Below are 23,076 nucleotides of genomic sequence, written 5' to 3' on the forward strand. Positions count from 1 at the left end.
GAAAGACCCGCCCGGCCATGCCGGAGAGCGGGATTTCGGCTTGATCAAACAGGCAGGCTTGTGACGGGCAGACGGGTTACCCCCTCTCCGCTGGCATGTCCCGCATGAAGGAATTCCGGTTCGGGCGGCCGCTGATGCAGCGCTTGAGCCAAGGACGTAACGGATCTCCGCCTTCCGTCCGCCGGCCCGCGCCGGATCTGCTCAAAGGGCAGGTTCTGCGTGGAAGGATGCCATCTTGCGATGGTGTCCCGGAAGGATTAGAGGTCCATCATCAACACCAGCCCAGCCGGCGACGCCAGCAATGGCACCAGGAGTTTTTATGTCTGCAATGAACCCCTCCACCGAGGATTTCGCCGCCCTTCTGAACGAGTCCTTCAGCACGAACGACCTGTATGAAGGGTCTGTCGTCAAGGGCATCATCGTTGCCATCGAAAAGGACCTCGCCGTCATCGACGTTGGTCTGAAGGTCGAAGGCCGTGTTCCGATGAAGGAATTCGGCGTCAAGGGCCGTGATGGCGACCTGAAGGTTGGCGACGAGGTCGAGGTCTATCTCGAGCGCGTCGAAAACGCTCTCGGCGAAGCCGTGCTGTCGCGCGAAAAGGCGCGCCGCGAGGAAAGCTGGGTCCGTCTCGAAGTGTCGTTCGAGAAGGGCGAAAAGGTCACCGGCCAGATCTTCAACCAGGTCAAGGGCGGCTTCACCGTCGATCTGGATGGCGCCGTTGCCTTCCTGCCGCGTTCGCAGGTCGATATCCGCCCGGTGCGCGATGTCACCCCGCTGATGCACACCCCGCAGCCGTTCCAGATCCTCAAGATGGACAAGCGCCGCGGCAACATCGTGGTGTCCCGCCGCGTCGTGCTGGAAGAGACCCGCGCCGAGCAGCGTTCGGAGCTGGTGCAGAGCCTGGAAGAAGGCCAGACCGTGGAAGGCGTGGTCAAGAACATCACCGATTACGGTGCGTTCGTCGACCTCGGCGGCATCGACGGCCTGCTGCATGTCACCGACATTGCATGGCGCCGCATCAACCACCCGTCGGAAGTTCTCACCATCGGCCAGTCCGTCCGCGTGCAGATCATCCGCGTCAACCAGGACACGCACCGCATCAGCCTCGGCATGAAGCAGCTTGAAACTGATCCGTGGGATGGCATCGAAGCCAAGTACCCGATCAGCGCCAAGTTCTCGGGCCGCGTGACCAACATCACCGACTACGGTGCATTCGTTGAGCTGGAGCCGGGCATCGAAGGCCTGATCCACGTTTCCGAAATGTCCTGGACCAAGAAGAACGTCCATCCGGGCAAGATCGTTTCGACCTCTCAGGAAGTCGACGTCATGGTCCTGGAGGTCGATCCGGTCAAGCGCCGCATCTCGCTCGGTCTCAAGCAGACCCTGCAGAACCCGTGGGATGCTTTCGCAGAGCGCTTCCCGGTCAACACGGAAGTCGAAGGCGAAGTCAAGAACAAGACCGAGTTCGGTCTGTTCATCGGCCTCGAAGGCGACGTGGACGGCATGGTGCACCTCTCCGACCTCGACTGGAACCGTCCGGGCGAGCAGGTCATCGAGGAGTACAAGAAGGGCGACATGGTCAAGGCCGTGGTGCTCGACGTGGACGTGGAGAAGGAGCGTATCTCGCTCGGCATCAAGCAGCTCGGCGGTGATCCGTTCGAAGCTGGCGCCGCTGGCGAACTGCGCAAGAACGCCATCGTCTCCTGCGAAGTCATCGAAGTGAAGGATGGCGGTCTGGAAGTGAAGGTTGCGGACAGCGATCTGACCTCCTTCGTCCGCCGCGCCGATCTGGCCCGCGACCGCGATGGACAGCGCCCCGAGCGTTTCTCGGTTGGCGACAAGTTCGACGCCCGCATCACCCAGTTCGACAAGAAGACCCGCCGCATCTCCGTCTCCATCAAGGCGCTTGAAATCGCCGAGGAGAAGGAAGCCGTGGCACAGTACGGTTCTTCCGACACGGGTGCCTCGCTCGGCGACATCCTGAGCGCCGCTCTGAAGGCCCGCGACGAGGATTGATCCTCATCCGGTCACCTGACCTGAAACTGGAACGCCCCGGTCAAAAGCCGGGGCGTTTTGTTTATGTGCGCGTCTCTCGCCAAGACGGAACGGCGCGTGTAGTCTGCCGCCTCTGCCCCGCACACCGGGGCGCTGGAAGGACGCCGGGACGCTCATGATCCGCTTTGACCTCAATCCCCGCCTTGAAGGCGACAGCCTGCATATAACCGATCTGCCGCTGTGCGCGGTGCGGCTGATGAAGGATGCCAATTACCCGTGGGTGCTGCTGGTGCCGCGCCAGAGCGACCTGATCGAGATCATCGACCTTTCCGAAGAGGACCGCCTGCAGCTGATGCGCGAGATCGCCCGTGTCAGCGAGGCCCTGCGTGCCATCACGGCTTGCGAAAAGCTGAATGTCGGCGCCCTTGGCAACATGGTCTCCCAGCTCCATGTGCATGTCATTGCAAGGTTCCATGAGGATGCGGCATGGCCCGGCCCGGTCTGGGGCGCCGTTCCGGCAAAGCCCTATGAGCAGGACGTGGCCGAGGAGCTGATCAACCGTCTGCGCTCCGCGCTGGAAGCCTGAACCAAACCATTTCCGAGGGAGACCGAACCGATGGCATCTGACGCTGCGGCCCTGGCGAACACGCCGGCCGGCATGAGCTTTACCGTGAACCCCCTCGACCGCTGCTCGGAGCTGCGCGGCAAGACGGAATGGCTCATCGAACAGATGACCCGGTCCGACGCCCGTTTCGTTGCCTCCACGGCTGGGAAGCTGGTGCTGACCCGTGACAGTGGCGCGCCATCGATCCGCCATGGCCGGGCCAGTGCCGACCGGCTGGGCTTTGATCCGGCGGAAGCCATTCTGCTTGGCCTTGAAGGGGATGAGCGCCGCCCGCTGTTCGCCTTTGCCTGCACCGGGACGGATGAGGAGCTGGAAATCCGGCCGGATCTCGAGGTCATCGATCTGCGCAGCTTGGCCGTCCGCGCCGATCTGCCCGAGGCGGATCTGGGTGCACTGGCACAGACGCGTGCACTTGTGCACTGGCACATGAGCCACCGTTTCTGCTCGCGCTGCGGCCAGAAGAGCGTCATGGCAGAAGCTGGCTACCGGCGCGATTGCCCGGCCTGCGGCGCCATGCATTTCCCGCGCACGGATCCGGTGGTGATCATGCTCATCACCCATCAGGACAAGGTGCTGCTGGGCCGGCCGCCGCGCCTTGCGGAAGGCATCTTCACCGTTCTGGCCGGTTTCATGGAACCGGGCGAGACGATTGAAGACGCGGTGCGGCGCGAGACTTACGAGGAATCGCGCATCCGTGTCGGTGATGTCTCCATCGTGCTGAACCAGCCATGGCCCTTCCCCGCCAACCTGATGCTGGGCTGCACGGGCGAGGCGCTGACGGATGAAATTGCCTTCGAGCAGGACGAGCTGGAAGCCTGCCGCTGGTGTGACCGGGCAGAAGTCCGCCAGATGATGGCCGGCACCCATCCGCTCGGCCACCGCACCCCGCCGCCCATCTCCATCGCGCACCAGCTGATCGCGGGCTGGCTGGCGGAGGAAGGTGTATGAGGCTCGCTCCAGTCCGGTTTCTGGCGGTACTTCTGGCGCTGGCGGCGCTCTCTGCAACTCAGCCCGCCCATGCCCGGTATGAAGCGGAGTTCCGCGCCTTCCTGTCCGGCAAGGTGGTGCCTGCCGCCCGCGCCGCAGGCGTGCCGCAGTCCGTCATCGACCGGGAACTTTCCGGCCTGACGCCGGATGAAAGGCTGCCCGGCCTCAGCCGCCCTGACCGGCCGGAAGCCCCCGCTGCCGTCAATTTTCAGGCGGAGTTCAAGGCTCCCGGCGGCTATTTTCAGGACAAGCAGTTCCGCGCACTGGCCGGTCCCGGCCGCAGCCTGATGCAGAAACATGCCGCAACCCTGAAAGCGGTGGAATCACGCTATGGCGTTCCAGCGCGGATCATCGTGGCCATCTGGGGCCGGGAGACCGGCTATGGCGCGGCAAAAATCCCGCATGATGGCCTGCGCGTGGTGGCGACGCGTGCCTTCATGGGCGAGCGCCGGGAGTTCTTTCTGGGTGAGACGGTGGCCGCGCTGCAGATCCTTGCCGATGGCCACATCACCCGCACTGAGCTGAAAAGCTCCTGGGGCGGGGCCATGGGCCAGCCACAGTTCCTGCCCTCGTCCTTCCTGAAATATGCTGTCGATTTCGATGGCGACGGCCGCCGCGATATCTGGCGCTCCGTGCCCGATACGCTGGCCTCCATTGCCAATTATCTAAGCCAGCACGGCTGGGAGCGCGGCCGCGATTGGGGCTATGAGGTGGTGCTGCCGCCGTCTGTCTCCTGTTCCCGCGAAGGGCCGGACCAGCAGCAGGCCGTCTCCCGCTTTGTCCGCGAGGGCGTCACCCGGGTGCGCGGGCGCGAATTTCCCAAATCCGAACTCGGCAAGCCCGTCAATATCCTGATGCCCGCCGGGCGCCATGGACCGGCCTTTCTGGCCACCGGCAACTTCTATGTGCTGAAAGCTTATAACGAGAGCGACGTCTACGCCCTGTTCGTCGGGCACCTTGCCGACCGCTTCAGCCGCGACGAAGGCTTTGCCGCGGACTGGGACCCCACGCCGCATCTCTCACGCGGCGCCGTGCGCGACCTGCAGCTGAAGATGCAAAAGGCAGGCTATGACGTCGGCAAGCCCGACGGCCTCATCGGCTTCAAGACCCGCCGGTCACTTGGCATGATGCAGGAGGCAGCTGGCCGCCCGGCGACATGCTGGCTGGAGTGAGGAAGGCCACCTCCCTCACCCTGCAGCCTTATACCAAGACTTTTAATGCTGACACATCACGCCTTGAAATTGCTCAAGCGCCGCAAGGACTTAACCAGCTCTCGATGAGTGGAGCTCACCGAGAGCTGGTATTACGCCCCTCGCTGGTCTCGTCGAGACGCTTGAGGAAGGCGATGCGGTCCATGACCTGCGCGGAGCCCTGCTGATGCATCTGGCTGATTTCGGTGAGATCATGCAGTGAGCGCTCGATGTTGCCGGCCTGGGCGAACACCTCATCCACCCTCAAGACAATGTGCTTGTACCGTTCGCCCTCACGGGCGAACTGATCACGGGTGGCGTCAATGATGCCACCCAGTTCGCCCAGCGAAACCTCGATATCGCCGATAGCCTTCTGGGTATGGCCGAGAGAAGCCTTGGTGTCATTGGCGAGCTTCTTCACCTCCCCGGCCACCACGCTGAATCCTTTGCCTGCTTCTCCCGCACGAGCCGCCTCAATGGTGGCGTTGAGGGCAAGAAGGTTGGTCTGAGCGGTGATGTTGTCGATGATACCGAGCACCTGGCGCAGGGAGTTGAGCGATTCAGCCACACTGCCGAACTTGCTGGCAAGCTGAGCGGATTTGTCTTCCCCCGCGCCCTCCGCAGCCCCGCTGTCGCCCGCCATGGCACCGCGGATGTTGTTGATCACGTTGCCGACTTCCGACACCTCGGTCACGACATTCTCGATCCGGCTGGATGCCCCCAGATAATGGGCGATATCGTCCACCACCTGTGAGCGCAGCATGTTAAGCACCTGCACCTGATTGAGACGGCGGCGGGTGAAATACTCGACAAAACTGGCGTAGTGAATGGGGAAGTTGTCGATGAACTCGTCCTTCCAGGCACGGCCATCGTTCTCAAAGAACACGAGAGCAACAAGCGTCTGGTTGATGTTGACACCCAGAAGCTCGCCGAATGTCGAAAACCCTGCGACCGGCGCCGGCCAAAGCCCCGTGGCATTGCGCAGCTCCGGGCCATTGGACAGGCGCCGCAGGATGCAGTCGTTCATCATCACCGCAACAGGCTTCGGCTTGCCGGACAGGAACTGGCCAATGTCCCGGCGGGTCTGCTCGATGAAGCCGGTTGCTTCCAGAAGGTAGAGGGCATCACCCGGTGCGATATCGCAGTAGAAGGTGATGACTTCGTTCTGAAGATCGATACCGGATATCGAACGGACGAAAACCTCGCCGCCGATTTCCACGCCGCAGGTGCGGTTCTGCAGCGCCTTTTCCAGCCCGTCCGGATTGACACCAAGGGCATGCGACAGGGCTCTGACAAGGGAAATGGTCTGGCCGGAGGACGGATCCATCACCGCACTCACCGTGCGGCGGTCCATATCCGCATCCACCACGACAAAACGGGTCTGCGTCTTGCGGAAATTGTGGCTGCGCATCACACCGTAACGGTAAGCCTCGGCAACCTTGATGAAGACGATGACAGCGTGGTTCTCCAGCACGCGCTTTCCGTCAAAAAGCCGGGTCGTCTTGAAGTCCAGTGTGCCGCCAGCAGAACCGCCGATGAAGCAGCAGGGGAATCGCCGGATGCGGTAGACCGCTTCCATGAAGTAGTTTTCGGAGAGCGACAGGCCGTCAATAAAGGTCAGCGCGAAGGCAGATTTGGCCTCCAGCGGAAAAGAAGGGCGCACGCTTTCCAGGCCTGACATGATGCGGTGAATCCGGGTCTCCCGGTCCACCGGCTTTCGCCCGCCGCGCAGGTCCTCGCTGTGCAGCGGTACGGCAAAGACCTCCGCCTTTTCCACGAGAGCGCCGCCGAACACCTGCAGCACGACGGAGCGCCAGTTGCCCGTGGCACTGCAGTAAACGCCCTCGCCTGCCTCCGCGCAAAGTTCGCCCGCGGTGGTGGTACCAATGACCATGGCCCCTTCCGCAAGGCGCTGCAGCCGGTTCATCACAGCCTGGAAATCCGCATTCGGCGAGACATAGGCGAGCACCAGACGCGGGGTTGAACCGTTGATGTGAAGATCTGCTGCGGCGAGGCCGGACAGGCTGTCATCCGTCCTGATCGTGCGCACAGGCGGACCGGCGTGCTCCTCCTGCTCCGCCCTGGTTTCCGTCTTGGGCACGGACAGATCCTGCGATGCTATTGTTGCCGCCGGCTTGCGCTTCATCCCGAACATGCCAGTTTACTCCCCGAAGTCAGTCTCATTCCCTGAAGGAAACAGTTTCAGACTCTCAAGGACAGCACATAACGAAGCGTAAACTTGAACCGTCAACCGCAGTCAGAGGCCAAGGTTTTCAGCGAATAAATCTCCAAGGCAAAACAAATTTCAGAAAATTCCCAAGCGTAAATACAAATACCTAGGCCAAAATAACAGGCTACTCGCTCACCACTCCGGCATCAGCCGTTTCAAGATTGAAGGCTGCGGACATGAGGGCGCGGGTGTAGTCCGAGGCGGGATTGGTAAAGACCTGTGTGGCGGGGCCTGCTTCCACCACCTTGCCATGGCGCATGACGATCACGTCATTGGCCAGCGCCCGCACCACCTTGAGGTCATGCGAGATGAACAGATAGGCAAGGCCACGCCGCTGCTGCAGATCACGCAGGAGGTCCACCACCTGCGCCTGCACGCTCATGTCGAGAGCTGAGGTCGGCTCGTCCAGCATGACGAATTTCGGCTCCAGCACGAGAGCGCGGGCTATGGAAATACGCTGGCGCTGGCCGCCCGAGAACTCATGCGGATAACGGAATCGGGAGGCAGCATCCAGCCCCACTTCCTCCAGCGCAGTGGCGACCAGCCGGTCGCGCTCGGTCTCGCTCAGGCGCGGCTGATGCACCTTGAGGCCCTCGCCAACGATATCGGCAACGGACATACGCGGGCTGAGCGCACCGAAGGGGTCCTGGAAGACGATCTGCATGTCGCGCCGCAGCGGGCGCATGTCGTCCCAGGACAGGCCCGAGATGGTCTTGTCCTTGAAGCGGATGGCGCCTTGCGAAGAAATCATGCGCAGGATGGCAAGGCCCAGCGTCGTCTTGCCGGAGCCGCTTTCGCCCACGATGCCCAGCGTCTGCCCCTCGCGCAGGGTCAGATCAATGCCATCCACCGCCTTGACGTGGCCGACCGTGCGGCGCAGCAGGCCGCGCCGGATGGGGAACCACACCTTCAGGTCCTTCGTCTCCACCACCACGGGGCGCGACAGATCCTCGGCGGGCGGTTCACCCTTGGGCTCGGCAGCCAGCAGATGGCGGGTATAGCTGTGCTGGGGATTGCGGAACACCTCTTCCACCGGCCCCTGCTCGACGATCTGGCCTTTCGTCATCACACAGACCCGGTCGGCGATCTTGCGCACGATGCCGAGGTCATGGGTGATGAACAGCATGGCCATGCCGCGCGCCGTCTGCAGATCCTTCAGGAGTTTGAGGATCTGCGCCTGCACCGTCACGTCGAGAGCCGTGGTCGGCTCATCGGCAATCAAGAGCTCCGGCTCGTTGGCAAGCGTCATGGCGATCATGACACGCTGCCGCTGGCCGCCGGAAAGCTGGTGGGGATAGGAGCCGAGGCGGGTCTCCGGCTCGGGAATTCCCACCTGCGTCAGCAGTTCCAGCACCCGCTCCCGCGCCGCCCTGCCGCCCATGCCGCGATGGACCTTGAGGATTTCCTCGATCTGCCGCTCCACCGTATGCAGCGGGTTGAGCGAGGTCATCGGCTCCTGGAAGATCATGGAAATGTCGTTGCCGCGAAGCTTGCGCATCTCATCTTCGCTGGCTGACACAAGCTCCTTGCCCTTGAAATGGATCGAGCCGCCCGGATGAGAGGCGGCCGGATAGTTCAGGAGTTTGAGGATCGACATGGCCGTGACCGACTTGCCCGATCCGCTTTCCCCCACCAGCGCCAGCGTTTCGCCGGGGCGGATGTCAAAGCTCACCTTGTTAACCGCAAGACTGGTTGCCCCGCCTTGCGAGAAGGCGGTGCACAGGTCCTTGACGGAAAGAAGCGGCGTGTCGGTCATGTTCATGGCCGGACTCCCTTGGTGCAAGTCCATCAGACAAAACTCTTGCGCGGATCGAAGGCGTCGCGCACCGCCTCGCCGATGAAGATCAGCAGGCTGAGCATGAGCGAGATGACGAAGAAGCCGGTGATGGCGATCCAGGGGGCCTGAAGGTTGTTCTTGCCCTGCGCCAGCATTTCGCCCAGCGAGGCGGAGCCGGGCGGCAGGCCGAAGCCGAGGAAATCCAGCGCCGTCAGCGTCGAGATCGACCCGTTGAGGATGAAGGGCATGAAGGTCAGCGTTGCCACCATGGCGTTGGGCAGCAGATGCCGCCACATGATCGTACGGTTGGACACGCCAAGCGCACGGGCTGCGGCGATGTATTCGAAGTTCCGCCCGCGCAGGAATTCCGCCCGCACGACGCCCACGAGCGATACCCATGAGAAGGCAAGCAGGATGAAGAACAGGGTCCAGAAGCCGGGTATCAGCACGGAGGAGATGATCAGGATGAGATAGAGCGTCGGGATGGCGCTCCAGATCTCGATGAAGCGCTGGAACAGAAGGTCCACCCAGCCACCGTAAAAGCCCTGCACCGCGCCCGCACCGATGCCGATGCCCGAGGAGGCGATGGTGAGCACGAGGCCGAAGATCACCGAAATGCGGAAACCATAGACGAGGCGGGCGAGGATATCGCGGCCCTGATCATCCGTGCCAAGCCAGTTCCAGTTGCCCATGGTGCAGCCGGGATCTTCCGCGCCTAGCGGATAGCGGGCGCAGCGCTGCTCCTTGTCCATCATCCAGGAGGGCGGCGCCGGGGCAGGCACCGGAATGTCGCGGTTGACCGTCCGGTAGGAATAGCGCACCGGCGGCCAGATCATCCAGCCGTTGGCGTTGATCTCATCCTGAATGAAGGGGTCACGGTAATCGGTAACAGCGAGGAAGCCGCCGAATTTCTCTTCCGGATAATCGACCAGAACCGGCGCCAGCAGCTCGCCCTTGTAGGAGACGAGCACCGGCTTGTCGTTGACCAGAACCTCCGCAATCAGCGACAGGCCGAAAAGCACGAGGAAGATCCAGAGCGACCAGTAACCACGCCGGTTGGCCCGGAAATTGGCAAGGCGGCGCCGGTTGATCGGCGACAGGGAGAAGCGGCCGCGCGGGGCAGGCGCTGCCACGGAAGAGGCGGGTGCCGTGCTGGTGCTATCCATGCCTCAGACCTCCCGGCTTTCAAAGTCGATCCGCGGATCGATCCAGGTGTAGGTGAGATCGGAGAGGAGGTTCACCAGAAGCCCCATGAGCGAGAAGATGTAGAGCGTCGCAAAGACCACCGCATAGTCGCGGTTGATGACGGACTCAAAGCCGAGAAGGCCCAGACCGTCGAGAGAGAAGATGGTCTCGATCAGGAGCGATCCGGCAAAGAAGGACGAGATGAAGGCGCCGGGGAACCCCGCAACCACGATCAGCATCGCATTGCGGAACACATGGCCATAAAGCACCTGGCGCTCGGTAAGGCCCTTGGAGCGGGCCGTAATGACATATTGCTTGCGGATCTCGTCGAGGAACGAGTTTTTGGTAAGCAGGGTCGTCGTGGCAAAGGCGGAGAGCACCATGGCCGCCAGCGGCAGGGCCATGTGCCAGAAGTAATCCGCGATCTTGCCGAAGAGCGACAGCTGCTCCCAGTTGTCGGAGGTGAGGCCGCGCAGCGGGAACCAGTCGTAGAAGGAGCCGCCCGCAAACAGCACGATCAGCAGTACGGCAAAAAGGAAGCTGGGGATCGCATAGGCGACGATGATCACGCCTGACGTCCAGATATCGAAGCGCGAGCCGTCCTTCACCGCCTTGCGGATGCCGAGAGGAATGGAAATCGTGTAGGAAATCAGCGTCATCCAGATGCCGAGCGACATGGAAACCGGCAGCTTTTCCTTGATCAGGTCGATGATGCGGATGTCGCGGAAATAGCTCTCGCCGAAATCGAAGCGGGCATAGTTCCACAGCATGGTGAGGAACCGCTCCAGCGGAGGCTTGTCGAAGCCGAACTGCGCCTCAAGCTGCTTGATGAAATCGGGGTCCAGCCCCTGTGCACCGCGGTACTTCGAGCTGATGCTGTCGCCGGCGGTGGCCTGGGCCTGTCCGCCCGCACCGCTGAAGTCGCCGCCGCCACCGCCGCTGATGCGCGATGTGGCCGAAACGTCGGTGCCCGACAGCTGAGCAATGACCCGCTCCACCGGACCGCCGGGAGCAAACTGAATGATGACGAAATTGATCGCCATGATCCCCACAAGCGTCGGGATCATGAGGAGCAAGCGGCGGAGAATATAGGCGCCCATGTGTCTGGTCTTGTGCCCTTGTGCCGGAATGGATGCGAGGCGTCAGTGCCTCTCAGCCCCCCATGCCAATCTTCTTTGCCTTTTCGGTGTCAAACCACCAGGTCGATTCCACCGGAAAATCGTAATACGGCGGCTCATCGGGATAGCCGAACACATCCCAGATTGCCACCGTGTGAACAGGCTTGAACCAGTGCGGCACCCAGTAATGCCCGGCCCGCAGAACCCGGTCGAGCGCCCGCGCGGCGATGTTCATCTCCTCGCGGGTGGCTGCACCGATGGCCTTCTCAAGCAGTGCATCGATGACCGGACTGCTGATGCCGGCCAGATTCTGGCTGCCATTGGTTGCCGCAGACCGGCTGCTCCAGAAACTGCGGACCGAATCGCCCAAAGTCGGCGACAGGGCAAACCGGCGGCTCGTCATCTCGAAGTCGAAGCTGTTCAGCCGCGACTCATACTGCGCCGGATCGACAACGCGTGACGTTGCTGCGATGCCGAGGCGGCGCAGGTTGGTGATGAAAGGCTGGACGACGCGGTCGAACGCGGAGGAATTATCGAGGAGTTCGATCGTGAAGGGCCTGCCATCCGCATCCAGCAGCGTGCTTCCATCCCGCTTCAGCCCGGCTTCGGCCAGAAGGCCAGCGGCACGGCGCAGCAGATTGCGGTCATTGCCTGATGCATCGGAGACCGGCGCCACGACAGCTTCCTCAAAAACAGCTTCCGGCAGATCAGCGCGGAAAGGCTCCAGCAGTGCCAGTTCCGCCGCCGAAGGCTTGCCTTCGGCCATCATCTCCGTCTTCTGGAAGAAGGACTGGGTGCGGGTGTAGGCGCCGTGGAAGAGGTTCTGGTTCGACCATTCAAAGTCGAAGGCATAACCAATCGCCTCACGTACGCGCGGATCGGCAAATTTCGGCAGGCGGGTGTTGAAGAACCAGCCCTGTGCCCCGCTCGGCCGGTTGTCGGGGAATTCCTTCTTTAACACCCGGCCGTCCTGCACGGCGGGGAAATTGTATTCGGTCGCCCAGGTTCTGGCGGTGAATTCCTCCTGGAAGGTCATCACGCCCTTCTTGAAGGCCTCGAAGGCGACCTGCCGCTCGCGGAAGAACTCAAGCCGGATCACGTCGAAGTTGCCCTGTCCCACGCTGACGGGCAGATCCTTGGCCCACCAGTCCTTCACCCGCTCATATTCGATGAAGCGGCCAACCTCATACTTGCCCACCTTGTAGGGACCGGAGGACAGCGGCGGGGTCAGTGTCGACTGGGTGAAGTCATAGGCGGTGTAGTAGCGCTTGGAGAAGACCGGCAAGCCGGCCACAATCAGCGGCAGCTGGCGGCTGTGATTGCCGGAAAGGATCACCTCCACCCGCGACACATCCAGCGCATTGGCGGTTTTGAACTCCTGCAGCATCTGAACGAGCAGCGGATGCCCCTTCTCCTTGAGCAGATTGAAGGAGAAGGCCACGTCTTCCGCTGTCAGGCGCGATCCGTCATGGAACACGGCTTCGGGCCGCAAGTGGAACACATAGCGGTTGCCGTCATCCAGAACCTCCACACCCGAAGCCAGCAGGCCATAGACCGCATCCGGTTCGTCCAGGGCCCGGATCATCAGCGTGTCGAAGCACATCTCCATGCGCGGCGGTGCGTCACCCTTCAGGATGAAGGTATTGAAGGTGTTGAAAGTCTGGGGGTTCTGGTTGAAGGCCCAGCTGGGTGCCGTGAACACGAGCCGCCCGCCCTTCGGAGCCTCCCGGTTCACATAGTCAAAGGCGGTGAAATCGGGCGCGTATTTCAGGTCCCCGAAGACCGACAGGCCATGGCGCAGATCCGGCCTTGCCGCCGCTTCCGCTGCCGCAGTAGCCGCAGCATCAGCTGCCGCAGGACTGGTCCCTTGCGCCAGGACCGAAGCACCCCAGGGCAGGACACCGAGCGCGGAAGCTGAGGCGCCCAGCTTGAGAATGGAACGGCGGGAAAGGGTGTCAGAGCGGCTCATTGTGCGCCTCCCGTCTTGGCTGCCAGGCTGGCGTCATACCACCAGATCGTTGGGAATCCGTAGGTGAACTCCGGCATGTTGTCCGGATGGCCGAAACGGTTCCAGCGGGCCGTGCGGTCCACGTCAGCATAGAATTGCGGGATCACATAGTGGTTCCAGAGCAGCACCCGGTCCAGCGCCCTTGTGGCTGCCACCAGCTCTTCGCGGTCCTTGGCGAAAATGATCCTGTCGATCAGCTTGTCCACGGCCGGGTTCTGAATGCCGGCATAATTCTGCGAATTCTCGCGGTCAGCCGATTCCGAGCCCCACATGTTGCGCTGCTCGTTGCCCGGCGACAGGGACTGCGCCCACACCAGGGTCGTCATCTCGAAGTCGCGGCTGTTCACGCGGTTGATGTACTGGGGCATATCAACGACCCGTAAGGTCATCGTGATGCCGATGTCCCGGAGATTCTGCTGGTACGGCAAAAGCGTGCGCTCGGCGCCCTGGTCGAAATAGAGCATCTCGAAGGAAAGCGGATCTCCCTGCGCGTCCACCATCTTGCCGCCCTTTAGGGTATAGCCTGCCTCGCGCAGCAGTTTCACCGCCTCGCGCAGATTCGCACGCACCTTTTCAGGCGAGCCTCCCACCGGGTTGACATAGGGCTTGGTGAAGACCTCCGGCGGAACCTCATCGCGGACGGTTTCCAGAATCTCCAGCTCCTTGCCCTCGGGCAGCCCCTTGGCTTCCAGTTCATCGGTCCCGGCGAAATAGGAGTTGATCCGCTTGTTGAGCCCGCCAGAGATGATGGTGTTACCGGTTTCGAAATCAAAGGCATAATTGAGTGCCAGGCGAACGCGCGGATCCTGGAATTTCTTCAGCCGCAAGTTCGGCACGAAGGCCTGCATCCGGCCCGAACCGTGGTCGATGAATTCCTCTTTCACCACACGGCCATCGCGCACGGCCGGAAAATCGTAGTTCTTCAGCCAGGCGCTGGCGCTGTTCTCCAGGTGAAAATCGTACTGACCACCCTTGAATGCCTCGAAGGCAACAGTACGGTCGAGGAAGGAAATATAGCGGACTTCATCGAAGTTATTCGTGCCCGCCCGGATCGGCAGATCTTCACCCCAGTAATCCTTGACCCGCTCATAGACGACTTCACGGTTGGCCACGAAGCTCTTCATCCGGTAGGGGCCTGAGCCAAGCGGCGGCTCAAGGGTGGTACGGGAAATGTCGCGCTTGTTGCCTTTCGCGTCCGTGCCCTCCCACCAATGCTTCGGCAGCACGAGGATCTGGCCGACCGTATGAGGCAGTTCCCGGTTACCGGCGGAGGCAAAGCTGAAGCGGATGACACCGCCCGGCAGCTCTTCCACCTTGCTCACGTCCTTGTAGTAGAATTTCTGCTGCGGGCTGAGTTCGATCGCCTTTTCGTAGGACCAGATCACATCCTGAGCCGTGATGGGCGTGCCGTCCTGCCAGCGGGCTTTGGGGTTGAGCCGGTACTCGACCCAGGAATAATCTTCAGGATAGCGCATGGCCTCGGCAATGACGCCATACATCGAGCTGATATCGACCTCATCAAGCGAGGATTCCATCAGGCTTTCGTAGATGAGGCCAAGGCCAGGTGCGAGGTTGCCCCGCGGGGCAAGCACGTTGAAATTGTCGAAGCCGCCAATGGAAGACAGTTTGACCGTGCCGCCCTTGGGGGCATCCGGGTTCACATAGTTGAAGTGGGTGGCATCCGCCCCGTAGCGCGGTTCGCCGGTGAGTGCCGTGGCATGCTGCCATTGCGGCTCCTCCGCAGCCCTTGCCTGCCCTCCGGTCATTTGCCAGCACGCCAATGTCATGACGGCCGCGGTCATAAATGCACGGAAGGAAGCCTTGCGGGCTAGCGTCATCAACTGGTCTCCTCTTCAGCGGTCCACCTGCCGGCCGGGCCATGGAGAGTACAGCCCGCCGCAGACTCAAATCAGCCGCAACCGAAGCTATAGTAAAAGGCGATATACCGTGCCGTCACCGGATAAAACGGGAGATGACAGAAATTTAACCAGAGGTCACAGCCAGAAGCACAAACGAAAACCGCGCCCTGGGAGGCGCGGTTCCTGAATTCTCTGTGCTGTTCAGCTTACTGCGGCAGCGGGGCCGGGCTGTCTGCAAGGCTGTTCAGATAGACCAGCATGGCAGCGCGCTCGTCCGGCTTCTTCAGGCCTGCAAAGCCCATGGCTGTGCCCGGCATGTGTGCCTTCGGGTTCGCGATGAAGGCATCCAGTTCTTCGATGGTCCAGGCAGGATGGGTTTCGCCATAGGCCTTCATCGCCGCCGAATAGGCAAAGCCTTCGTGGCCGCCGGGCGCACGGCCGACGATGCCCCACAGATCCGGGCCGACCTTGTTCGGGCCGCCCTTTTCAAAGCTGTGGCAGGCGGCGCACTTCTTCGAGGCCTTTTCTCCATCTGCCACAGAAGCAGCAGCCAGAAGCTGCGGCAGCGGGACTGCCTCCGCGGCAGCGGGCGCAGCCTCACCGGAAGCGGCCTCAGCCACTTCGATTTCATACCCGGGCTTCTCCGGCACCTCGGTCTCGAAAATCACGTCAGAGGCGATACCCACGCCCATCGTCAGAAGAAGCACCATCAAAACCGCACCTGCGGCCTTGTTCAGCTCGAAGGAATCCATAAGGGTCTGGCTCCAGATTAACGCGTCCATGGCCCGCCCCCCAGAAGCGTGGCCATAATCTGCTCCATGAATTTGGGCTGGAAACTACAAATTTTTTGACGCCGCTGTCCATAGGTATAAAAGTCCCGGCACAAGGAAATTGGGCCCTCTACGCATTATGCCGCAGAACTTGAGGCCCGGCAGCACCCGGAGCAAGGCGTGACATCGGCACTTGTTATTATACCATCGCGTCTGGCAGCGACTCGTTTGCCGGAAAAACCCCTTGCGGACATAGCTGGCAAACCCATGATCGTGCGGGTTCTGGAGCAGGCTCTGGCCGTCGATATCGGCCCGGTCGCAGTTGCCTGCGACGACCGGCGCATCTTCGAGGCCGTCAGCGACCACGGCGGCCATGCCGTCATGACCAGTCCCGATCACCAGTCCGGCTCTGACCGCATTCAGGAAGCGGCGAACATCCTTGATCCGGAGCGCAAGTTCGATGTGGTGCTGAACCTGCAGGGCGATGTGCCGCTGATTGCGCCGGAAGCGGCCCGCGCCGCTTTCCTGCCGCTGGCCGATCCGGCTGTTGATATCGGCACCATCATGACCGAAATCCGCACCGAAGAGGGCCGCAACAACCCGGCCTTCGTGAAGGCCGTGGTGACGCCGGTGGAAGGCGAACGCTTCCGCGCCCTCTATTTCACCCGGGCAACGGCCCCCACAGGGCCCGGCCCGCTTTACCAGCACATCGGGGTCTATGCTTACCGGCGCAGCGCGCTGGACCGGTTCGTCTCGCTCCCTCCTTCCGGCCTGGAGCTGCGGGAAAAGCTGGAGCAGCTGCGCGCGCTGGAAGACGGCATGCGAATCGATGTGTGCCTGACGCCGACCGTGCCCATCGACGTGAACACGCCGGAAGACCTTGATCACGTTCGCAAGCTGTTTGAGGGGCGCTGAGCCCCTCTTCCGGCCTTGCCCTCCGGGCACTTCCTCTTTAATCGCAAAGAGCCTCAAACAGCAGAAAGCGGACGTCCATGTCTGACCGCAAGAAAATCGTGTTCCAGGGCGAGACCGGTGCCAATTCGCACATGGCCTGCCACAGCGTTTATCCGGATTACCAGGCCATCCCTTGCGCGACGTTCGAGGACTGCTTTACTGCCATGGAGTCGGGTGAGGCCGATTTCGGCATGATCCCGGTGGAGAACTCCATCGCGGGCCGTGTGGCCGACATCCATTACCTGCTGCCGCGCTCCAGCCTGCACATCATCGGCGAATATTTCATGCCGATCCGCTTCCAGCTGATGGCGCTGAAGGGCGCGACGCTGGACGGGCTGAAGAGTGTGCAGAGCCACGTGATGGCCCTTGGCCAGTGCCGCAAGATCATCCGCGAGCTTGGCCTCAAGGCCATCGTTGGCGCCGACACTGCAGGCTCTGCCCGCCAGATCGCCGAAAGCGGCGACATGACCGCCTCTGCGCTCGCCCCGGAAATGGCGGCGGATGTCTATGGCCTCGATATCCTGAAGCACAATGTCGAAGATGCGGAGCACAACACGACGCGCTTCCTCATTCTCTCGCGCAGCCCGGCGCGTGCGGCCAACAACGGCCAGCCGGTGATCACCACCTTCATCTTCCGCGTCCGCAACGTGCCGGCCGCGCTCTACAAGGCGCTCGGCGGCTTTGCCACGAATGGCGTGAACATGACCAAGCTGGAATCCTACCAGCTGGAAGGCCAGTTCTTCGCGTCGATGTTCTATGCCGATATCGAAGGCCATCCGGATGATCCGTCCGTGGCGCTGGCGCTGGAAGAGCTCGCCTTCTACTGCGCCGAACTGAAGATCCTCGGCGTCTACCGGGCCAGCCCCTTCCGCGAGAAGATCCGCGAGCCTGAGGCCAACCGCGCCCTGCGCCCGACACCTTCCGTCTGATCTCCAATCCTTCCGGCTGCACACCATCTGTGCGGCCCGGCAACTGTGGACTGCTCTATGACCAAACCGGCCTTTGATGCCCTGTGTATCGGCAATGCGATCTGCGACGTCTTCGCCCATGTGGAAGAAGACTTCCTCGTGCAGGAAAACCTCGTGAAGGGCTCCATGCGCCTCATCGACACGGCAGAAGCGCTGCGCCTTTATGAGCGCATGGGCCAGACCGTTCTGATCTCGGGCGGCAGCGCGGGCAACACGGCGGCAGGCATTGCCTCGCTGGGCGGCAAGCCGGCGTATCTCGGCAAGGTGGCCAACGATGTTCTGGGCGCCAGCTACGCCCATGACATGAAGGGCACGGGCGTGCATTTCGAGACGGCCCCGCTGGTGGACAGCGTTCCGACCGCCCGCTCCATGATCCTGATCACACCGGATGGCGAGCGCACCATGAACACCTATCTGGGGGCCTGCGTCGAGCTGTCTCCGGCAGATGTTGACCCGGCGGTCGTCGGCGCCTCTGCCGTTACCTACATGGAAGGCTATCTGTGGGATCCCCCTGCCGCCAAGGAGGCTTTCCTGCAGGCGGCCCGGATTGCCCATGAAAATGGCCGGATGGTTGCCCTTTCCCTGTCCGATTCCTTCTGCGTTGACCGCTTCCGCAGCGAGTTTCACGGCCTGCTGCGCGATGGCGTGGTGGATCTGATGTTTGCCAACGAGCACGAGCTGAAGGCGCTGTACCAGACCGCCGACATCGACACGGCCATCCGCGCCGCAGCCGCGAGCTGCAAGCTGACGGCCCTGACCCGCGGCGAAGATGGTGCCATGGCCATCACCCGCGAGGAAACCGTGCATGTGCGCGCCAACGAGGTGAGCGAGATCGCCGACCTGACCGGCGCGGGCGATCTCTTCGCCTCCGGTTTCCTTTATGGCCTTGCCCGTGACTTCGATCTGGCCACCTCCGCCAGCCTTGGCTGCCTGTGCGCCTCCGAAGTCATCGCTCACGTGGGCGCCCGCCCGCAGAAGAACCTCAAGGCGCTGGCCACAGACAGCGGCTTCACGCTCTGATACCTGGGCTCGTTGCTACGAGGGCGCGTTCCGGGCTGCACAATGGAAAACCCTCCGGCGGGTGAACCGCCGGAGGGTTTTCCATGTCATAACGCAAGCCGGTTTCCGGCCAGAGTTTTCGATGCCGCTGCGTGATATTACGCCGCGCGGATGTCGGCGAAGAATGTCTCCACCTTGCCCTTCAGTGTTTCGGACTGGCGTGCCAGTTCCTGCGAGGAGGTGAGAACCTGCGATGCGCCCGCCCCCGTATGAGTTGCCGCCTGCGTAACAGCTATAATGTTGGATGACACCTGCTGCGTGCCCGTGGCAGCTTCCGTGATGTTGCGGACAATCTCGCGCGTCGCCGCGCTCTGCTGCTCCACCGCGGCCGCAACGGCAGAAGAGGATTCCGAAATCCGCTGGATGATTTCGCCGATGGAGCGGATGGCGGCGGCGACACGGCCCGTGGCGCCCTGCATGCCGGTGATCTGGGCATCAATCTCTTCGGTGGCCTTCGCGGTCTGGCTGGCCAGGGATTTCACTTCCGTGGCGACAACGGCAAAGCCTTTGCCCGCCTCTCCCGCCCGCGCAGCCTCAATGGTTGCGTTGAGTGCCAGCAGATTGGTCTGCCCGGCAATGTCGTTGATCAGCTCCACAACGCTGCCGATCTTTTCGGCGGAAGCCACCAGTCCTTCCACCATCGTCTCGGTCTCATTGGCGGCCTTCAGGGCCTTACCGGCCACATCTGCCGATGACTGCACCCGGTTGGCGATTTCCGCGATAGATGCATTCAGCTCTTCCGACGCACCGGCAACAGTCTGTACATTGGCCGATGCCTGCTCCGAGGCCGCGCTGACCGTTGTGGCGCTCTGGGCGCTTTCTTCTGCCGATGCAGACAAAGATGCAGCCGTTGCCTCAAGTTCGGAAGAGGCGGCGGCGACGGTGCGCAGAATCAGGTTCACATCGCTGTCAAAGCCATTGATCACCTGCTCGATGGCCTTTGCCCGGCGCTCGGCGGCGGCACGCTGCTCCGCCTGTTCAGCTTCCAGGCGGCGGCGCTCAAGGCCGTTGTCCTTGAATACCTGAACGGCAGCTGCCATCGCGCCAACCTCATCCTTACGCGTCAGGAAAGGTACATTGGTTTCCAGCAGACCATCGGCAAGCTGACGCATGGCCAGCTGCATGCCTGCCAGGGGTCTGGTTACGCCGGCAACGACCGTGCGCCCGGCAAACACGATGACCAATACCGAGATGCCCGCGATCACAAGCATCACCGTCCTTGTCTGCGATCTGGCCTCCACCGCAGCCGCATACTCCTGCTGGGCGACCCTGATCTGCAGGTCCACCAGCAGGGCAACCGGCTCGCCGATGGGGTCAATCGCCGGATAGAGATCCCTCGACACATAAGCATCGAGGGCAGCCATGTCCTTCGCAGCCAGAATGGCCAGCAGCCTGGCAATGGCGGGCCCGGCACGTAGCTGGGCAGCGCTGATCTCGCGGGCAATTTGCTGCTCCTCAGGAACCATGTAGGTCGCGGCATAAGCGTTCCAGCGCGACTCGATTGTTTCGAGCGCAGCGTTCACATTGCGCAGGCCGTCTTCCCAAGACACGCTGCCTGCGCGGACCTTGTGCGCCGTATCAACGATATTGACCGCATACATATCCGCAACGGCCTTGAGCTGTTCCATCGGGATTATGCGATCCTCGACGATGGTGCGGGTTCTCTCCGAAAACTGTCCAAGCGCCACCCAGCCCACCAGGCTGCTGACTGTCAGGGCTATCGCGAGCAGGAATAGTGAGACGAAAAGCTTAATGCGAATTGTCATTACAAACTCCCCCGGCCTGATCCTCGCCAGACACCAAGGCCTTTGATGCCGAACCACGCCCTGAAAAGGGTCTAGCGCGGCCCGCATCTGACCAACTTATGGTATGCCGTGGCGTCAAGAACCAGCATTACGCTACCGCCTATTTATTAATCATAAATTGCCGTTATTCATGGAGAACATATGTAAAAAATAACAATCTCAATCAAAAATCCCGGAATTCGATACATCCTCAAGTTATCTCGATGATAAATGAACGAGATTTACGAACTCCATTTACGGTATTTTCGAATGTGCGAATGTTTGCCCAGTGACGGAAAAAAGCCCGCCAGACTGCTGCCGGGCGGGCTGACCATGACGGGATTGGCCGGATCTTCTGCGAAGATCCCAAGCCTTCAGAGCTTCAGAAGGCGCCTTGCATTTTCCTTGAGGATCAGCGGCCGCACGTCGTCGCGAATGTCGATCTGCTCGAAATCGGCAAGCCAGCGGTCCGGCGTGATCGCCGGCCAGTCGGAGCCGAACAGCATCTTGTGCTTCAAGAGGCTGTTTGCATATTTCACCAGGATCGGCGGGAAGTATTTGGGCGACCAGCCGGACATGTCGATGTAGACATTCGGCTTGTGGGTCGCCACCGACAGGGCCTCTTCCTGCCAAGGGAAGGACGGGTGCGCCAGCACGATGGGCATGTCGGGGAAGTCCACCGCCACGTCATCGAGATACATCGGGTTGGAATATTTCAGCCGCATGCCCATGCCGCCGGGCATGCCTGCGCCCACGCCCGTCTGACCGGTGTGGAAGAGGGCAATCGCCCCTTCCTCGGCAATCGCCTCATAGAGCACATAGGCCGACCGGTCGTTCGGGTAGAAGCCCTGCATGGTGGGGTGGAACTTGAAGCCCCGCACGCCGAAGTCGCGCACCAGACGGCGTGCTTCGCGCGCACCGGCCTTGCCCTTGGCCGGATCGATGGAGGCGAAGGGGATCAGGATATCGCTGTTGTCGGCGGCGATGCGGGCCACTTCCTCGTTGTCATAGCGGCGGAAGCCGGTCTCGCGCTCCGCATCGACGGGGAAGATCACCGCGCCGATCTTGCGCTCGCGGAAATAGTCCGCCGTTTCCTGCACCGTGGGCAGGTGATTGTGCGACACCGGATTGCGGAAATACTTGGCCATGCCGGCCTGAAACTCGTCATAGCCGTCATCACGCGGGCCGCAGCAGGGCTCTTCCGCGTGGGTGTGAAAATCGATGGCAATCAGATCGTCGATATTCATGTGGGCCTCCCTTCAATCCCGATGAACTTGCGCAACAGATGCACCAGCTGGTCCCGCTCCTCCGCAGCCAGATTGGCGCCAATTCTTTCCTCGTGGCGGAAGAACCAGCGGCTCGTCCGCTCCACCAGATCCTCGCCTTCCGCTGTCAGCGTCAGCTCCACGGCGCGCCGGTCCTCGTCCGGCACCCGGCGGGAGACAAGGCCCTGATCCTCAAAGGCGCGGATGAGCTTGGTCATGTGCGCCCGCTTGATCATCAGCCGGTTGCCCAGCACGCTCTGGCGGATGCCCGGATTGCAGGACATGACCCAAAGCACGGAAAACTCGCCCGGCTTCATCACCAGCTCGGCATCATCGGCAAAGAACTGCTCGTAGACCTTGAGCTGCGCCATGCGCAGCAGAAAGCCGACAGCTCCGTCCAGCTTGCCGATCTCCACCTCACCCTGTTTCGGGCAGATCACGTCCGCATCCATGGCCATGATGGCATCTCCTTCAGGCGCCCGGAGCCTTCAGCCGCGCGGCACGCTTTTCGAGGAAGGCGCGCAGGCGTTCCTCGGCTTCCGGGCTCGTGGCCGTAAAGGATGCAATAAAGGATTCGACGAAAAGTCCATCCTCCTTTGCCATGTCCTGAATACGCGGCAGCGCATTGATGACGGCATAGTTGGACAGTTCCGCATTGCTGGCAGCGGCCTCTGCCAGTTCCGTGGCCTTGGCCAGAGCCTCACCCTCAGCCACCACATACTGGGCAAGGTTCCAGGCTTCGGCGCTGGCGGCCGGCACGACGCGGCCGGTCAGCATCATGTCGGTCATGCGGGCAACGCCTGTCAGCCGCGCCACGCGCACCGAGCCGCCGCCGCCGACGAAAATGCCGCGCTGGCCTTCCGGCAGGGCGAAGAAGGTGGTCGCATCGGCAACACGAATATGGGTGGAAGCCGCAAGCTCAAGGCCGCCGCCTACGACAGCGCCATGCAGGGCCGAAATCCAGGGAATGGTGCCGTGCTCGATACCGCCAAACACCGCATGCCAGCGGCGTGAATTGCGCACGCCTTCAATCGGTGAACGCTCCACATGCTCGGCCAGATCCAGCCCGGCGCAGAAGTGATTGCCATAACCGAAGAGCACGGCGGCCCTGGCCTCACGCTCGGCCCGGGCAATGGCAACAGCCAGTGCCTCGACCACCCGGTCACTGATGGCATTGCGCTTTTCGGCCCGGTTCAGGCCGACAAGGGCGACATTGCCCTTCAGTTCATAGGTGACGATGTCCCCGGTGACGGTGCTGTCCATGGCGTTACTCCCGCTGCCCATCTTCGTGTGCATGATTT

The 23,076-nt window shown here is 61.9% G+C and carries 18 protein-coding genes; 7 read left to right on the plus strand and 11 right to left on the minus strand.

The features are described 5' to 3' along the window. Positions 1 to 319 precede the first annotated feature (319 nt). The 4 genes from rpsA to V6L75_RS05835 all read left to right on the plus strand — a co-directional run bounded on the left by rpsA (position 320) and on the right by V6L75_RS05835 (position 4,780). A complete protein-coding gene (rpsA, locus tag V6L75_RS05820) occupies positions 320 to 2,017 on the plus strand; it encodes a 30S ribosomal protein S1 (protein ID WP_334250579.1) in 1,698 nt (565 codons plus the stop codon). 154 nt (positions 2,018 to 2,171) lie between these two features. Next, positions 2,172 to 2,582 carry an HIT family protein gene (locus tag V6L75_RS05825; RefSeq protein WP_334250580.1) on the plus strand — a complete coding sequence of 137 codons (411 nt, stop codon included), beginning with the start codon at positions 2,172 to 2,174 and terminating at the stop codon, positions 2,580 to 2,582. Between the two features lie 30 nt (positions 2,583 to 2,612). Continuing rightward, a complete protein-coding gene (nudC, locus tag V6L75_RS05830) occupies positions 2,613 to 3,569 on the plus strand; it encodes an NAD(+) diphosphatase (protein WP_334250581.1) in 957 nt (318 codons plus the stop codon). Continuing rightward, entirely contained in the window at positions 3,566 to 4,780 is a 1,215-nt protein-coding gene (locus tag V6L75_RS05835; protein ID WP_334250583.1) for a lytic murein transglycosylase, read from the plus strand. Before nudC ends, V6L75_RS05835 begins: the two co-directional genes overlap by 4 nt. A 115-nt stretch (positions 4,781 to 4,895) precedes the next feature. On the opposite strand, the gene V6L75_RS05840 is transcribed toward V6L75_RS05835, so the two are convergent. The 7 genes from V6L75_RS05840 to V6L75_RS05870 form a co-directional block, all read right to left on the minus strand. Next, positions 4,896 to 6,953 carry a methyl-accepting chemotaxis protein gene (locus V6L75_RS05840; protein WP_334250584.1) on the minus strand — a complete coding sequence of 686 codons (2,058 nt, stop codon included), beginning with the start codon at positions 6,951 to 6,953 and terminating at the stop codon, positions 4,896 to 4,898. A gap of 199 nt (positions 6,954 to 7,152) precedes the next feature. Next, positions 7,153 to 8,784 (minus strand): ABC transporter ATP-binding protein, encoded by a 1,632-nt coding sequence (locus V6L75_RS05845; RefSeq protein ID WP_334250910.1) that lies wholly within the window; start codon positions 8,782 to 8,784, stop codon positions 7,153 to 7,155. Positions 8,785 to 8,816: 32 nt separating this feature from the next. Continuing rightward, positions 8,817 to 9,971 carry an ABC transporter permease gene (locus V6L75_RS05850; protein ID WP_334250585.1) on the minus strand — a complete coding sequence of 385 codons (1,155 nt, stop codon included), beginning with the start codon at positions 9,969 to 9,971 and terminating at the stop codon, positions 8,817 to 8,819. 3 nt (positions 9,972 to 9,974) lie between these two features. Beyond that, entirely contained in the window at positions 9,975 to 11,090 is a 1,116-nt protein-coding gene (locus V6L75_RS05855) for a microcin C ABC transporter permease YejB (protein WP_334250586.1), read from the minus strand. Between the two features lie 52 nt (positions 11,091 to 11,142). Further along, entirely contained in the window at positions 11,143 to 13,077 is a 1,935-nt protein-coding gene (locus V6L75_RS05860; protein WP_334250587.1) for an extracellular solute-binding protein, read from the minus strand. After that, entirely contained in the window at positions 13,074 to 14,954 is a 1,881-nt protein-coding gene (locus V6L75_RS05865; protein WP_334250588.1) for an ABC transporter substrate-binding protein, read from the minus strand. Before V6L75_RS05865 ends, V6L75_RS05860 begins: the two co-directional genes overlap by 4 nt. Before the next feature lie 227 nt (positions 14,955 to 15,181). Then, on the minus strand, positions 15,182 to 15,757 hold the full coding sequence (locus V6L75_RS05870; protein ID WP_334250589.1) for a c-type cytochrome: 576 nt from the start codon (positions 15,755 to 15,757) through the stop codon (positions 15,182 to 15,184). A 168-nt stretch (positions 15,758 to 15,925) separates the two neighbouring features. Between V6L75_RS05870 and V6L75_RS05875 the strand changes: the two genes are divergently transcribed. The 3 genes from V6L75_RS05875 (at position 15,926) to V6L75_RS05885 (ending at position 18,687) form a co-directional block, all read left to right on the plus strand. Further along, the gene (locus V6L75_RS05875) at positions 15,926 to 16,660 is read left to right on the plus strand and encodes a 3-deoxy-manno-octulosonate cytidylyltransferase (RefSeq protein ID WP_334250590.1); all 735 of its coding nucleotides are present in this window, start codon (positions 15,926 to 15,928) and stop codon (positions 16,658 to 16,660) included. A gap of 77 nt (positions 16,661 to 16,737) precedes the next feature. Further along, positions 16,738 to 17,628: a prephenate dehydratase gene (locus V6L75_RS05880; protein ID WP_334250591.1), complete on the plus strand. Its 891-nt coding sequence runs from the start codon at positions 16,738 to 16,740 to the stop codon at positions 17,626 to 17,628. A gap of 57 nt (positions 17,629 to 17,685) precedes the next feature. Continuing rightward, positions 17,686 to 18,687 (plus strand): adenosine kinase, encoded by a 1,002-nt coding sequence (locus V6L75_RS05885; RefSeq protein ID WP_334250592.1) that lies wholly within the window; start codon positions 17,686 to 17,688, stop codon positions 18,685 to 18,687. A 137-nt stretch (positions 18,688 to 18,824) separates the two neighbouring features. Here V6L75_RS05885 and V6L75_RS05890 read toward each other — a convergent pair whose 3' ends face one another. From V6L75_RS05890 to V6L75_RS05905, 4 genes are all read right to left on the minus strand, one after another. Continuing rightward, positions 18,825 to 20,492 carry a methyl-accepting chemotaxis protein gene (locus V6L75_RS05890; protein WP_334250593.1) on the minus strand — a complete coding sequence of 556 codons (1,668 nt, stop codon included), beginning with the start codon at positions 20,490 to 20,492 and terminating at the stop codon, positions 18,825 to 18,827. A gap of 392 nt (positions 20,493 to 20,884) precedes the next feature. Beyond that, the gene (locus V6L75_RS05895) at positions 20,885 to 21,757 is read right to left on the minus strand and encodes an amidohydrolase family protein (RefSeq protein WP_334250594.1); all 873 of its coding nucleotides are present in this window, start codon (positions 21,755 to 21,757) and stop codon (positions 20,885 to 20,887) included. After that, complete coding sequence (locus V6L75_RS05900; protein ID WP_334250595.1) at positions 21,754 to 22,233, minus strand: MarR family winged helix-turn-helix transcriptional regulator; 480 nt, start codon at positions 22,231 to 22,233, stop codon at positions 21,754 to 21,756. Before V6L75_RS05900 ends, V6L75_RS05895 begins: the two co-directional genes overlap by 4 nt. Before the next feature lie 13 nt (positions 22,234 to 22,246). Further along, a complete protein-coding gene (locus V6L75_RS05905; RefSeq protein WP_334250596.1) occupies positions 22,247 to 23,038 on the minus strand; it encodes a crotonase/enoyl-CoA hydratase family protein in 792 nt (263 codons plus the stop codon). Between the last annotated feature and the right edge of the window lie 38 nt (positions 23,039 to 23,076).

The organism is Pannonibacter anstelovis, assembly GCF_036881715.1.
Lineage (GTDB): Bacteria > Pseudomonadota > Alphaproteobacteria > Rhizobiales > Stappiaceae > Pannonibacter > Pannonibacter anstelovis.

Bases quoted from the DNA above. Each gene is read 5' to 3' on its own strand.
- V6L75_RS05855 (WP_334250586.1), bottom strand. From the start codon at position 11,090: ATGGGCGCCTATATTCTCCGCCGCTTGCTCCTCATGATCCCGACGCTT.
- V6L75_RS05895 (WP_334250594.1), bottom strand. From the start codon at position 21,757: ATGAATATCGACGATCTGATTGCCATCGATTTTCACACCCACGCGGAA.
- nudC (WP_334250581.1), top strand. From the start codon at position 2,613: ATGGCATCTGACGCTGCGGCCCTGGCGAACACGCCGGCCGGCATGAGC.
- V6L75_RS05835 (WP_334250583.1), top strand. From the start codon at position 3,566: ATGAGGCTCGCTCCAGTCCGGTTTCTGGCGGTACTTCTGGCGCTGGCG.
- V6L75_RS05845 (WP_334250910.1), bottom strand. From the start codon at position 8,784: ATGACCGACACGCCGCTTCTTTCCGTCAAGGACCTGTGCACCGCCTTC.
- V6L75_RS05885 (WP_334250592.1), top strand. From the start codon at position 17,686: ATGACCAAACCGGCCTTTGATGCCCTGTGTATCGGCAATGCGATCTGC.
- V6L75_RS05850 (WP_334250585.1), bottom strand. From the start codon at position 9,971: ATGGATAGCACCAGCACGGCACCCGCCTCTTCCGTGGCAGCGCCTGCC.
- V6L75_RS05840 (WP_334250584.1), bottom strand. From the start codon at position 6,953: ATGTTCGGGATGAAGCGCAAGCCGGCGGCAACAATAGCATCGCAGGAT.
- V6L75_RS05890 (WP_334250593.1), bottom strand. From the start codon at position 20,492: ATGACAATTCGCATTAAGCTTTTCGTCTCACTATTCCTGCTCGCGATA.
- V6L75_RS05825 (WP_334250580.1), top strand. From the start codon at position 2,172: ATGATCCGCTTTGACCTCAATCCCCGCCTTGAAGGCGACAGCCTGCAT.
- V6L75_RS05900 (WP_334250595.1), bottom strand. From the start codon at position 22,233: ATGGCCATGGATGCGGACGTGATCTGCCCGAAACAGGGTGAGGTGGAG.
- V6L75_RS05860 (WP_334250587.1), bottom strand. From the start codon at position 13,077: ATGAGCCGCTCTGACACCCTTTCCCGCCGTTCCATTCTCAAGCTGGGC.
- V6L75_RS05880 (WP_334250591.1), top strand. From the start codon at position 16,738: ATGTCTGACCGCAAGAAAATCGTGTTCCAGGGCGAGACCGGTGCCAAT.
- V6L75_RS05905 (WP_334250596.1), bottom strand. From the start codon at position 23,038: ATGGACAGCACCGTCACCGGGGACATCGTCACCTATGAACTGAAGGGC.
- V6L75_RS05865 (WP_334250588.1), bottom strand. From the start codon at position 14,954: ATGACGCTAGCCCGCAAGGCTTCCTTCCGTGCATTTATGACCGCGGCC.
- rpsA (WP_334250579.1), top strand. From the start codon at position 320: ATGTCTGCAATGAACCCCTCCACCGAGGATTTCGCCGCCCTTCTGAAC.
- V6L75_RS05870 (WP_334250589.1), bottom strand. From the start codon at position 15,757: ATGGACGCGTTAATCTGGAGCCAGACCCTTATGGATTCCTTCGAGCTG.